Source organism: Aquimarina sp. Aq107 (genome assembly GCF_943733665.1).
Lineage (GTDB): Bacteria > Bacteroidota > Bacteroidia > Flavobacteriales > Flavobacteriaceae > Aquimarina.
In genome coordinates this window covers 5,341,512-5,355,503 of the sequence record NZ_OX030782.1, presented here as the reverse complement: position 1 = coordinate 5,355,503, position 13,992 = coordinate 5,341,512, and the positions used below count along the sequence as shown (strand labels likewise).

Annotated in this window: 10 protein-coding genes; 4 read left to right on the top strand and 6 right to left on the bottom strand. The window is 33.9% G+C overall.

The window, feature by feature from the left end; all coding sequences use genetic code 11:
• Positions 1–82 precede the first annotated feature (82 nt).
• Positions 83–1,261, bottom strand: coding sequence for an acyl-CoA dehydrogenase family protein (locus NMK29_RS23185; protein WP_108804972.1), 1,179 nt, complete (start codon positions 1,259–1,261; stop codon positions 83–85).
• Between the two features lie 391 nt (positions 1,262–1,652).
• On the opposite strand from NMK29_RS23185, the gene NMK29_RS23180 reads away from it, so the two are divergent.
• Complete coding sequence (locus NMK29_RS23180) at positions 1,653–1,964, top strand: hypothetical protein (RefSeq protein WP_108804971.1); 312 nt, start codon at positions 1,653–1,655, stop codon at positions 1,962–1,964.
• A 107-nt stretch (positions 1,965–2,071) separates the two neighbouring features.
• On the opposite strand, the gene NMK29_RS23175 is transcribed toward NMK29_RS23180, so the two are convergent.
• From NMK29_RS23175 to NMK29_RS23165, 3 genes are read right to left on the bottom strand one after another with little or no spacing between them, the layout of a single operon-like run.
• The gene (locus tag NMK29_RS23175; RefSeq protein WP_108804970.1) at positions 2,072–2,785 is read right to left on the bottom strand and encodes a tRNA1(Val) (adenine(37)-N6)-methyltransferase; all 714 of its coding nucleotides are present in this window, start codon (positions 2,783–2,785) and stop codon (positions 2,072–2,074) included.
• Between the two features lie 3 nt (positions 2,786–2,788).
• Positions 2,789–3,313 (bottom strand): ribosome maturation factor RimM, encoded by a 525-nt coding sequence (rimM, locus tag NMK29_RS23170; protein ID WP_108804969.1) that lies wholly within the window; start codon positions 3,311–3,313, stop codon positions 2,789–2,791.
• A gap of 14 nt (positions 3,314–3,327) precedes the next feature.
• On the bottom strand, positions 3,328–3,858 hold the full coding sequence (locus tag NMK29_RS23165; protein WP_027394899.1) for a 30S ribosomal protein S16: 531 nt from the start codon (positions 3,856–3,858) through the stop codon (positions 3,328–3,330).
• Positions 3,859–4,222: 364 nt separating this feature from the next.
• Here NMK29_RS23165 and NMK29_RS23160 point away from each other — a divergent pair, with 364 nt between their 5' ends.
• The 3 genes from NMK29_RS23160 (at position 4,223) to NMK29_RS23150 (ending at position 11,533) form a co-directional block, all read left to right on the top strand.
• Positions 4,223–5,107 carry a DUF6252 family protein gene (locus NMK29_RS23160; RefSeq protein ID WP_108804968.1) on the top strand — a complete coding sequence of 295 codons (885 nt, stop codon included), beginning with the start codon at positions 4,223–4,225 and terminating at the stop codon, positions 5,105–5,107.
• 239 nt (positions 5,108–5,346) lie between these two features.
• Complete coding sequence (gene dnaE / locus NMK29_RS23155; protein ID WP_108804967.1) at positions 5,347–9,732, top strand: DNA polymerase III subunit alpha; 4,386 nt, start codon at positions 5,347–5,349, stop codon at positions 9,730–9,732.
• Positions 9,733–10,156: 424 nt separating this feature from the next.
• Positions 10,157–11,533, top strand: coding sequence for a hypothetical protein (locus NMK29_RS23150; RefSeq protein WP_234424320.1), 1,377 nt, complete (start codon positions 10,157–10,159; stop codon positions 11,531–11,533).
• A gap of 228 nt (positions 11,534–11,761) precedes the next feature.
• Here NMK29_RS23150 and NMK29_RS23145 read toward each other — a convergent pair whose 3' ends face one another.
• Both NMK29_RS23145 and NMK29_RS23140 read right to left on the bottom strand, forming a co-directional pair.
• Positions 11,762–12,256: an RNA polymerase sigma factor gene (locus NMK29_RS23145; RefSeq protein WP_108804966.1), complete on the bottom strand. Its 495-nt coding sequence runs from the start codon at positions 12,254–12,256 to the stop codon at positions 11,762–11,764.
• 119 nt (positions 12,257–12,375) lie between these two features.
• A complete protein-coding gene (locus tag NMK29_RS23140; RefSeq protein ID WP_108804965.1) occupies positions 12,376–13,926 on the bottom strand; it encodes a thiol-activated cytolysin family protein in 1,551 nt (516 codons plus the stop codon).
• Positions 13,927–13,992: the final 66 nt, after the last annotated feature.

Sequence of the window (13,992 nt, the reverse complement as noted above, 5' to 3'; positions counted from 1 at the left end):
AAAAACTGTTTTCTAAACCACAAAAATATTAGCACAAAACATCTTACTATTCAAGATATTTGTGTTTTCTTTAAATTATTAATTATTTAAAAGCTGCAATCCCTGTTATATCCATACCAGTTATCAAAAGGTGAATATCATGAGTACCTTCATAAGTAATCACACTTTCTAGATTCATCATATGTCTCATAATACTATATTCTCCTGTAATCCCCATTCCTCCAAGAATTTGTCGAGCTTCACGTGCTATTTTTATCGCCATATCGACATTATTTCTCTTTGCCATAGAGATTTGTGCAGAGGTGGCTTTTCCTTCTTCTCTTAAAACCCCTAATCGCCAAGCTAGTAACTGTGCTTTAGTAATTTCAGTAATCATTTCTGCCAATTTCTTTTGCTGTAACTGAGTCCCTCCAATTGGTTTATCAAACTGAATTCTTTCTTTAGAATAACGTAATGCAGTATCATAACAATCCATAGCGGCTCCTATTGCACCCCAAGCGATCCCAAAACGCGCAGAATCTAAACAACCTAGTGGAGCTCCTAATCCACTTTTTCCTGGCAATAAGTTCTCTTTAGGCACTTTTACATTATCAAAAATAAGCTCTCCGGTTGCGGATGCACGTAATGACCATTTATTATGTGTTTCTGGTGTAGAAAAGCCTTCCATACCTCTTTCTACAACAAGTCCATGAACTCTTCCTTCTTCATTCTTTGCCCAAACTACAGCAATATCTGCAAAAGGAGCATTTGATATCCATAGCTTAGCTCCATTTAATAAATAATGATCTCCCTTATCTTTAAAATTAGTCGTCATCCCGCCTGGATTAGATCCATGATCAGGTTCGGTAAGACCAAAGCATCCCATAAATTCTCCGGATGCTAACTTAGGAAGGTATTTATTTCGTTGTTCTTCAGTTCCATATTTCCAAATTGGATACATTACTAATGAAGATTGTACTGATGCGGTAGAACGCACTCCAGAATCTCCTCGCTCTATTTCCTGCATAATTAAGCCATAACTAATCTGATCTAATCCTGCACCACCATATTTTTCTGGAATATAAGGCCCAAAAGCTCCTATTTCTGCTAACCCCTTAATAATTTGATTAGGAAATTCTGCACGTTGCGCATATTCTTCTATAATCGGAGACACATCTCGTTTTACCCAACTGCGAGCTGCATCACGAACCAATTTATGTTCGTCTGTCAAAAGTTCATCTAAATTATAATAGTCTGGTGCTTCAAAAAGATCGGGCTTCATTATATTTTATATTTATATTTTATACTATTTTCAAAATTATGGTTATTAAACCGCTAACAAATGTAATTAATGAAAAAAGAGCAACCAATTTTTTTTGACTTCTTAAAATATATTATAAAACGCTGAGGATAATTAATAGTTAGAATTTAAATACAGGTATACTGAATATAAAAAGTCCCATACAGACATAAAACCCATATAATTTGATGCAAATTTCCGCATTCCTCACCTTATTTCTACACATTTTAGATACCCTTAACATTATTAATGTTTTATTTAAAATACTGTTTATCAGTGTTTTAAATTCAAAACCGTTTAAAAACATCGTCTGGCATAATTATTCCAATTAACTAATCATCGAAATAAAGAATAATTAAAACCTAAAAACAAAATGAAAAATTTATTTGTATTACCAGTATTAGCTTTTGGACTTTTATTAGGAACTCAGAATATAAATGCTCAGGAAACATCTGCTGATGAAACTGTAGAAGTTATTACTCAAGAAAAATATATTGAATTAGCTGTTGAAAATTTACCTCAACCAGTACTTGACGCTGTAGCAAAAGATTTTGCTGGTGCAACCATAAGCAAAGCCGCTGCAAAAGAAGATGCATCTGAGTTTAAATTAGAACTTACTAAAGAAGACGGTGAAACAGTTGAAGTACTGTGTGATGCTGAAGGAAACTGGATTGGTAAGAGCTAACCGTATTAAAAATCTTTAAGAGTGTTTGTTTATAGAGATATAGACTAAACTTCGTAGAGTGATTGAATTTGGAAAAAGAGGAGTTATTTATAGCTCCTCTTTTTTATTTACATTTTTAAATAAAAATCTTTAGTTAACTCTATATACTCAGGAGTATACTGATGCCTACCAGTTTCAATAATTAGCTCATCCTTTTCGATTTCAACCTGATCAAAACCAAACAACAACAAACTTCTCTTAATTTCAGAAGAAGGATTTCCCTGAACCCTAGTTATCTTTTCCGGAAACAATCCTGCACTTTTAGCGATCTTTATGGCGTTATTTTCTTCTTTAAAAGGCAGTACAACTGCAAACTTACCTTTTTCAGAAAGTAAGTGCGAAGCTCCTATAAAAAGATGTTCAAAAGGTAACGCATCCTCAAACCTAGCTACATCACGAGTAGCATCTTCGGTTTTATACGTATCAGTATAAAATGGAGGGTTACTAATTAATAAATCATATTTATCATCAATCTCTTGAAAGAATTCCTGAAAAGAAGCGTGATAGCAAAATAAACGATCACCCCAATCAGAAGCTTCGAAGTTTTCCACCGATTGCTCATAGGCAGCAGCATCAATCTCCACTGCATCTATAATCTCCGCATAAGAACGCTGAGCCATTATCAAGGCAATTACACCGGTTCCTGTTCCTACATCAAGGATGGAAGAAACATTATCCGATACAGGAACCCAAGATCCTAATAAAACAGCATCAGTTCCTATTTTCATAGCACACCTATCCTGATGCACAATAAACTGTTTAAAACGAAATGGCTTAGACATATATTACAGATATAGATCTATCAATCCCTCTGGAGTACTTACAAAAACCGTATTTGTTTTCCTATCTACCTTATCTATAAATTCATCATTCATTGGTATCAATATCTCAATACCATCACGATCAATCTCAAAAAGAGCTTGAGCAGTACTATCATTTATATGCTTAATAATACCTACCTCTCCAAAAGCAGCATCTACAATCTTAAAACCAATTACTTCGTGGAAATAAAATTTATCTCCTTCCAGTTTTGGCAAAAGACTTAAGGGCAGGTATATTTCTGCTTTCATTAGATCATCTGCATCCTCTTCTGAGTCTACATCTTCAAATTTCACTCGAAGCAAATCACTTTTATGAAGTGAACTTTTTTCTATAAAAAATGGAACCAAATTTTTATTATAATTAATAAAAACTGATTCCATTTTTACATAATTTTCAGGTTCATCAGTATCAAGTTTTATCAATACCTCACCTTTAAAACTAAATTTGCTTACGATTTTGCCTAGATAGAAGCAATCTTCTTTCTTCATCGTCAGTAATGCAACTATTCTTCCTCGTTGCTAGCTTCTTCAGTTACTTCTTCTGCTGCTTGTGCAGCAACTTCTTCCGCTTTTGCAGCAGCCTCAGCCTCAGCGGCTTCAGCTTCACGCTTAGCGTTTACTTCTTTTTCTGCAGCAATAGCTTTTGCTTTTGCATCAGCTTCTGCTTTTGCCAAAGAATCTTTCTTAGCAGTTACAGAACCTTCTTTTTCCTGAACCCAAGCATTGAATTTTTCCTCAGCTTGTTCCTCAGTTAAAGCTCCTTTTCTAACACCTCCTGCAAGGTGGTTTTTTAGCATTGCTCCTTTATAAGATAGAATAGCTCTAGCCGTATCAGTAGGTTGCGCTCCATTTTGTAACCATTTTACAGCACCATCTACATTTAAGTCAATTGTTGCTGGGTTAGTGTTTGGATTGTAGGTACCGATTTTTTCTAAAAATCTACCATCTCTTTTTGCTCTAGCATCAGCTGCTACGATCCAGTAAAAAGGTTTTCCTTTTTTACCGTGTCTCTGTAATCTAATTTTAACAGACATATGAATTAATTTTTGGGTACTCGACCCCGATTATAATTAAGTGCGCAAATGTAATCATTTTTAGCAAATTAGCTTCAAAATAATTAATCTTTAATTCTAATAGAAATTTACCTAATACTAGTCTTATTAAAAAAACGAACTCTTAAAAGCAAATAAGTAACACAAATCAAAAACCGTAAAAACTTACTTTTTCAATGTTAAATATTGTTTTTTGTGCATTTCGTCGATATTATTTTGACATTAATCGTCAAAAAAAGTGATTTTGTTTGTAAAAAAATTGTTTAATACAGATTTTCATGATATGTTTGCATAAGTAATTTTAGTTACAGTTATCTGTAACTAGATTTTTTAAAGCCCCAAGCGTATGATTAAAAAAATTACTCCAATACTGGCAATTATATGCCTTTTTCTTAATTCTTGTACCACTGACATCGAGGTTAACACACCCGGTTTACAAGCTACTATTGACGGAAAATTATTTAGACCAGAGATCAAAAAAGCTATAATCCATGATGATGGCACATTAGTGATTGTAGGAAATACAGGTAATGAATCGATAAGTTTTACTACTTCGTCAACGGATTTAGGAACTTATAGACTAGAACAACAAGCTATCAATACAGTAAGTTTTGAAGAAAATGATATAAAGTTTATTTCGGAGAATGGAATAAGCAACGGACAAATCGTAATTACAGAAATTTATAACAATCAAGTTTCTGGTAATTTCTATTTTGAAGACTTAAAGGGGACGAATGGTAAATCCGTAAGTTTTAGAAATGGGTGGTTTTATAGATTACCTATTGAAAATTTCGTTCCTGAAGTTGAAGAGGAGGAAGAGATCATTATTAATGTGGAAGAAGAGGAAGAGGAAGAAGACCCAGAAATAAACCCTTGTCTACTTAATGCATCTTTAGTAGCTATGATTAATGGTAATGAAATGATTACTGATGATCACGATGCTATACCATTTGGAGTAAACAATCCTTCTATCTTGATCAAAGCAAGTAATGAAAATGAAGAAATAACTATTGTTTTCCCTATTGACGTAACTGTTGGAGAGCATTCTTTAACTGGATCAGGCGCTTACAGTGCAACGTACAGTTTATACAACGATAAAGCATCAGCTGTCTCCGGAACATTGACAATAACTTCTCATGATACTGAAACAAAATGTATCAGCGGTAGTTTTGAATTCACCACTACAAGTGGAGTAGTTGTTACCGAGGGGCGTTTTGAGTACGGATATTAATCACAACTCAACTATAATCCGAAAAGCGTTCACTAACCCAGTTAGTGAACGCTTTTTACTTACATCAAATATTGGTAGTTATTCAACACCTTTTCAATTTTAATAATATCACAAAGAATACTTCAGGCATTAATAGTTAATAAATCTGAATAACTTTTAACTAATGTAACCTATCATTTTGGTTATTTTTGTGAATCACTTCCTTTGGAAGCTTGAACTTTCTCGAAACTGATCTTTTTATGTATTTAATTTTTGATACCGAAACCACAGGTTTACCTAAACGCTGGGACGCTCCTATAAGTGACACTGATAATTGGCCAAGGTGTATACAGATTGCTTGGCAATTACACGATGAAATGGGGAACTGTATCGAGCATCAAGATTATTTAGTAAAACCTGAAGGATTTAATATTCCTTATGACGCAGAAAAAATACACGGAATTTCCACTGCTCTAGCAGAACAAGATGGTATTACTCTAGAAGAAGTTTTAGAGAAATTTAATATTGCCTTATCCAAAACTAAATTCGTTGTAGGTCAGAATGTAGGTTTTGATGTCAATATCATGGGAGCTGAGTTTTATAGACTTGGTGTTGATAATGTTCTACAAGAATTACCTGTACTAGATACCTGTACAGAAACTACTGCTAGCTTATGTCAGATTCCTGGAGGACGTGGAGGAAAGTTTAAACTTCCTACGTTAACAGAATTACATCAGTATTTATTTGGAACCGCATTTGGAGAAGCACATAACGCAACAGCCGATGTAGAAGCTACTACTAGGTGTTTTCTGGAACTAATACGTAAACAAGTTTTTACTCAAGAAGAACTCGATGTACAACCTGATTATTTCCAAAACTTTAAAGAAATTAATAAAGAACCTATTCAATTAATAGGTCTTAAGCACATAAATCTAAAGAAAGCTTCTCAAAAAATACAAGAAGCTCTGAATCAACAAGGAGGTTCTGATATTTCTCAACAAGAGATTAAAGACAATATTGCCGCCCTAAATTCTGTAAATTTCGCACACCTCCATAACCATACTCAATTTTCTGTTTTACAATCAACTACTAGTATTCCTGATTTAGTAAAAGAAACTGCTAAACATAAAATGACAGCAGTAGCGATGACAGATCATGCTAACATGATGGGAGCTTTTCATTTCGTGTCTGCAGTTACCAATCATAACAAAAGTGTAAAAGTAGCAAATGCAGAAGCAATAGAAAATGGCGAAGAACCTACAGGTGTAGAAATAAAACCAATCGTGGGTGTTGAATTCTTTGTTTGTGAAAATCATAAAGATAAAACGAGAAAAGATAACGGTTATCAAATAGTTCTACTTGCCAAAAACAAAAATGGATATCACAATTTAGCAAAAATGTCTTCTATCGGTTTTGTAGATGGATTCTACTATTTACCAAGAATTGACAAAGAAGTCATTAAACAATATAAAGAGGATATCATTGTACTCACTGGAAATCTCTATGGAGAAGTTCCTAGTAAAGTATTAAACATTGGTGAAAAACAAGCAGAGGAAGCTTTATTGTGGTGGAAAGAAGAGTTTGGAGATGACCTGTATATAGAGGTTATGCGCCATAATCAAGAGGATGAAAATCGCGTAAATCAAGTTCTGATAGATTTCTCTAAAAAACACAATATCAAAACAATTGCCTCTAACAACACCTATTATTGTGAAAAAGAAGATGCTAACGCTCACGATATTCTTTTATGCGTAAAGGATGGAGAAAAACAGGCTACGCCAATTGGTAGAGGAAGAGGATATCGTTACGGTCTGCCAAATCAAGAATATTATTTTAAGTCTTCTGAGGAGATGAAAAATTTATTCAAAGATCTTCCTGAAGCAATTATTAATATACAAGAGGTTATTGACAAAATAGAGCCTTTTGTACTCGCAAGAGATGTACTTTTACCAGCATTTAATATTCCTGAAAAATTTCAATTCGAAGAAGATCTAGCAGATGGAGGCAAAAGAGGAGAAAACGCATATCTAAGACATATCACTTATGAAGGTGCAAAAATACGATATGGAGAGATTACTCCTTCTATTGACGAAAGACTAGATTTCGAACTAAAAGTAATTGAAAAAACCGGATATCCAGGATATTTCTTAATTGTAGAGGATTTTATCCGTGCTGCAAGAGACATGGGAGTATCTGTTGGCCCAGGAAGAGGGTCCGCAGCAGGATCTGCTGTTGCCTATTGTTTATGGATTACTAACCTAGATCCAATTAAGTATGATTTACTTTTTGAGAGATTCTTAAATCCGGATCGTGTAAGTATGCCCGATATTGATATTGATTTTGATGATGAAGGACGTGGACGAGTAATGGACTATGTGATTGAAAAATATGGTGCCAATCAAGTAGCACAAATTATTACATATGGTACTATGGCGGCAAAATCATCTATACGAGATACGGCTCGTGTACTTGATCTTCCTCTTGGAGACTCGGATCGTATTGCCAAATTGATTCCTAATATGTCCAAACTAGGGAAAATATTTGGAGTAGATGAAGCTACATTAAAAAAGAAATTTAGAAGTGATGAGCTAGAAAAAGTACACGAACTTCTTAAAATTGCTGAGGGTAATGACTTAGAAGCCGAAACTTTAAATCAAGCAAGAATATTAGAAGGCTCTGTACGAAACACAGGAATCCACGCCTGCGGAGTTATAATAACACCTGATGATATTACGAAATTTGTTCCGGTAGCATTAGCGAAGGATTCAGATATGTACTGTACGCAGTTTGATAACTCAGTCGTAGAAGATGCTGGATTACTAAAAATGGATTTCCTAGGGTTAAAGACACTGACTCTAATAAAAGATACGGTTAAAATTGTAAAAGCAAAACATGATGTAGATCTCGACCCAGAGAATTTCCCTCTAGATGACGAAGAAACGTATGCTTTATTCCAGAGAGGAGAAACAGTTGGTGTATTCCAATATGAATCTCCTGGGATGCAAAAATACATGAAGGAACTTAAACCTACTGTTTTTGCCGATCTTATTGCAATGAATGCATTATATCGTCCAGGTCCATTAGAATACATTCCTAGTTTCATTAATAGAAAACACGGTACTGAAGAAATTATTTACGATTTAGAGGCCTGCGAAGAATACTTAAAAGAAACATACGGAATCACGGTATACCAGGAGCAAGTAATGCTACTTTCCCAAAAACTTGCGGATTTCACTAAAGGTGAAGCCGATGTACTTCGTAAAGCGATGGGTAAAAAGCAAAAAGCTGTTTTGGATAAAATGAAACCAAAATTCATTGAACAAGCTGCCGCAAAGGGTCATGCCGAAGACAAATTAGAAAAAATATGGAAAGACTGGGAAGCTTTTGCTGCTTACGCTTTCAATAAATCCCACTCTACTTGCTACGCTTGGATTGCCTACCAAACTGCCTATCTAAAAGCACATTATCCGGCTGAGTATATGGCCGCTGTTCTTTCTAATAACATGAACGATATTAAGCAAGTTACTTTTTTCATGGAAGAATGTAAACGCATGAAATTAGATGTATTAGGACCAGATGTTAACGAATCTTACAGAAAGTTCTCCGTAAATAAAGACGGTGCTGTTCGATTTGGTATGGGAGCAATAAAAGGTGTAGGAACCGGAGCTGTAGCGACTATTGTAGAAAATAGAAAAGAGGATGGTCCGTACAGATCTATTTTTGACATGGCAAAGCGAATTGATTTACGTGCTGCCAATAAAAAAGCGTTTGAAAGTTTAGCGCTCGCAGGTGGTTTTGACTCATTTCTAGAAACACATAGAGGACAATATTTTCATCAAGATGGAGATGGAATTACATTTCTAGAAAAAGCTATGAAATATGGTTCTAAATATCAAGAAAATGAAAATTCTTCTCAAGTAAGTTTATTTGGAGAAGCTAGTGATGTACAGATACCTGAACCCGTAGTTCCTCCTTGCGAAGAATGGGGAACCATGGAAAAACTTGCCAGAGAAAAAGAAGTAGTTGGAATCTATTTATCTGGTCATCCATTAGATGATTTTAAATACGAAATGAAATATTTCTGCAATGGAAACCTTCTTAATTTTGCTGATTTAGAAAACAATCTAAATCGTGAAATCTCCTTTGGAGGTGTAATTACTGGTGTAGAACATCGAACTTCTAAAAACGGAAAGGGTTGGGCAACCTTTACTATAGAAGATTATAATACCGCCCATGAATTTAGAATTTTTGGTGAGGACTACCTGAAGCACAGACCATTTTTAGTACAAAGCACCTTTGTTTATGCAAAAGCTTTTATTAAAGAAGGATGGGTAAACAGGGATACTGGCAAAAAAGGAGATCCAAGAATACAATTTAATAGCTTTCAATTACTGCATGATGTAATGGAAACATATGCCCGAAAACTAACAATACAATTAGATATTAATGATCTATCTGATAAAAGAATTGATGGCTTAAAAGAATTATTAACTGAACATTCTGGAAATCATACATTGAATTTTGTAATCTTCGAAATGGCAGAAAAGCTAAAATTACATATGCCAAGCAGAAAACAAAAAGTTAATATTTCTCCAGAATTACTAACCGCTTTAGAAAACGATTCTGTATACTATAAATTGAATTAAAATTTATAGTAATTCCTTTTTTATAACTAGAGATTTTTAGATTCTTTATAAAATAGAAAATCTAAAAAACCTTCCTATAAAAAAAACAAAAATAGCAATACTACATGTTAGTTACCTAACACTTATAAAATTTTCACACACTCTTAAAAAGTGAAAAAATATAATAATTATTTGTTAAAAACTAAGTTTTTTAAAATTAACAATCTTTACAAGTGTCTAATTTAAAATATTGATTATCAATATTTTAAATACTATTTAGTTTGTTCAATAAATATTATTTCTCTCGTTTTAACATTACCTCTTGTAAGTACAAAATATCGATGTCGTCTCAAACTATGTAAGATCTTAAGACCCTTATATAAAACGATTGGCCAATTGTTTTTCTATTTACTTTTTCAGAATATAACTATTAAAAACACAAAAAATGAAAAATTTTAAAACCATACTTTTAAGTATTTTCACTATCTCATTATTTATGGCCTGCAGCACAGACGACACTGTGGTTACAGAAGAACAATTAACAACGAGCGAAACAGCTGAAGACGCTTTAGAAAAAGAAGCTCAATCTAAAGGACTATTTCAATCTCTAAGAGCGCTAAAAGAAGCTAAAGTTCTTTTAACCAGTATTCATAGAGATGGTGGAGTTCCATTTAATGTATTTAATCCTGCATTAAGATTTACAGAATCACAAAATGTTTTTTTACCTAGTGTTTTAGGAATTGATTATAGAATTGATAGATCTGTTGTTCCTGCTGGACCTACAGCTAGATTTCCAATGTTTCAAGGTTGGGAAACATTGCCTGACGGAAACCTTAGAAAAGGTTATTATGTAATTACAGAAGCTTCTGACAAATTTATGGCCAAAAAACTAGGTGTTATTTTTTCCCCTAGAATGGCTGCATCAATTGGATCTGGAGGAGAGCAAAAAGCATATTTTAATCGTAACGGAAGATTAGTTTTTGAAGGATCTGTAGATTTTTCTCCAAAAAGATCATTAGTAGCTGGAGCGCCTGATGGATTGTTATTCGGTTTCCCTCCTGCAGAAGCTAACCCTGGTGCTATTGCAGATTCTAAATGGTCTTCTTATGTAGTATTACCAAGTGGTGTAGTTGTTAACGCACAATTAGTAGCTAACAGTACTGGTATCCATGATAGAATTCCAAATCCAAACGGAAATAGTATCGAAGATCAAGACGACTTAAACAATCCTAATTTAGCTATTGATCAGGCATCAGTTGTAATGCAACTTTTAGATGGATGGCAAGCCGGTAAACCATACTATTTTCATATTGTTACTGACACGTCAGATCCAGGACCTGCAGCTATAGAATTAGGAGTTTTTGCTCCAAGGTTAGCTAATTTACCAACATTTGGTCTATTCCCAGGAGGGTCCATGTTGCCATTTAGTCCTACAGCAAATGGTAGAACAACTGATACTGATGGTTTTGGGGTACAAGGCTTAAATACGGCTTCTTTAAGTGATCAACAAGTACAAGATCCCACAAATACATTTCCAATAGATCCTAGAGATACAAGATATGCTCCTATGTGGGATGCACATGTAACTGAGTTTACAATTCCAGAATCAGATCGTCCAATCTTAAGAAGTTTTGACCAAGTAAATCAACTTCTCGAAGAAGGAGTTCTAATTCCTTTTAGAGGAAATGCAAATCCTAGCCCATTGGCAAATTCGTTATCAGATCTATTAACGGCTACAGGAGCCATTATCAACTGTCCTGTTATTACACAACCTGATGCTAGTGTTATTGGTACTCAAATAGGAATACCTACAAATAATTAGTAGTAACTTTTATAAACCTTTTGAAAAAGCTCAGTAACCTATAGGTGCTGAGCTTTTTTTTGCAAAAAAAGCCGGCATCAAGTTGCTGAATCACAACTTTAGACACCGACTTTGCAAAGAGATAATACTATTTTTTATTGACAAGCTTCCACTTCTAACATAGTTTATCAAGAAATAACTCCTGGTAGGCAGGATCTTTTTCCAACATTTTTATTAATGTCATTTTTGCTAGAAATTTCTTTTTCCTGCATATCCTTCAGTATACCCATTTATTTTAGCAATTTCTCGCATTGTTATTCCTTTGAAAAAAAGACATAATATCTTCTTATTTGAGTTACTAAGTTTCTCAAAATTTCTAACATAAATATGATTCAATTCTTTCTGATCAAATTGATCTTCGACAAAAGAATTCTCATTAAAAGAATTACTAATTAATAACAACTTCTTTTTCCTGCGTAGTATATTTTTCCACAAATTCTTACAAACTCCAAAAAAATAAGAATTTAATGATGACTGTATTCTTAAAGAATCTGAATTTAATTTTTCGTATACTATTATTAAAGCATCTTGAAATAAATCCTTAGCATCTTCCTCATTTCCTGAATTCTGAATAACATAGTTTTTTATCATTGAAAAATTGTCTTCGTAAAAATTTTTAACAGACAAAGAATTGTTATTATATAATGGACTTTGAAATATATCTTCATTTATTATATAACTCATAAATATCTTATACTTTGTAATTGATTTGAAATAATTAAAATAGAAGGGTATTAAAACCGGTATCAAGTTGTTGAACTACAACTTTAGACACCAACTTTGCAAAGAGATAATACTATTTTTTATTGACAGGTTCTTACTTTTACTTCTAACCAAGGCTCTCGATAAGATTCAAAACAATCTTCATAATCATGTACATATCCTCCAATGTTATCTGTCCATTTATTTTCATAACCAGTACCCGCTTTTGCTCGGTCGATATAATAAAAGATATCGTAAGCACCGTCTGGTGGAGTAATTGTAGTATTCTCTCCATCTACTTTATTCTCTACCCAAACAATTTGCGAATAAGGAACACTAGTTCCATCTTTAATTTTATATTCAATTCCTATTCTGAAGTTATCTACTACTCTATTCTTAAATACTATTCGATTATGTTCACGCATAGCGGTAGTGCAATTTAATGCTACGTAATCTGTAGTATATCCCATTTTTGCCAAACTATTATCTTTTAAAAATCGTATAGTGTACGCAATAGGCACCCCAGGATTATTTCTGCTATACACTGCATTTTCTCCTTTGATAATAGACTGTAAATCTCCAAAATTTTGTGCGGATACTGCTTCAGAAGCTACCGCAGCGTTTCCTCCAATAGTTACTGTAGTGATATTGGATTCATTCAATATTTCTTTATACTTAGCTTCTACATCTCCTGATGCATTCGTTACTCCACTTGCATAATTAAAAGCTCCCGTTAACTCGGATTCTGTAGCTTCGGCAGTGGTTTCCATTCTAAACATAATAATCCTACCATAATTTACCGAATGTACATATGCTGGCGGCGTATTAGAATTAAATGCATTCTCAATTTGTGTTAATGGTACATCTGCTCCAAAAACATCTGATGGATTATCCGGTGTATCCATAGTTATTGTATAAAAAACTTGTTTAAACACCATAATAGCAACTCTTCTTGTAGATGTGGTTTCGTAATTAAACTGAGCTGAAACATCTCCTGTTGCCCATTCGGTATTCATCCCTACTTCTAAGCTCATTTGTTTAGAGTTATAGGATGTACTTGCCGAATACGAAGAATTAGAAGCATTTACATACCCTTCTTGATACGCATTAGCATTCCAATATTCTAATGCTTCATCGATCTTAGATTGCACATTAGAATTTCTAGGGTCCTCTACTCCAATATTTCCGGCCTCACCAATACCTGGTAAATCCAATCGAATAGTCATAGGTGCCCTCCCTAACGTAAATGCTTCAGGCAAACCGTCTCTCATCGTCTGATTCCCTATCACTAAAGCACCTGGCCATATGATACCATTTGTAGGTCTCAAAATAGCAACATCTTCAAAATTGGCTTTAAGGTTATAATCCACACGTACACAAGTTGTTTCCACTCCAGAATCATATGATTCATCAGTACTAGTTTCTCCTGCCGTTTTTAATAACGCCTCACCACCTGTCTCTTCTACACCTAATAACTGGTTAGCATCATAGTCAAGATTATTAATAAAATCATTGATAGTATTGGCTTCAGGATTTGTAGGTTCTGTAGGAATAGGATCTTCATCTTTACTACAAGAACTGCAGGCTATTAATGTAGATATAATACAAATTAAAATAAATGCTTGGGGCATTTTTAAAATTGAAGTTTTCATGATTTATGTTTTAATGATTCAACGAGTCAAAACTATCTGAAAACGCAGCTGAAGCCTAATTTTTGG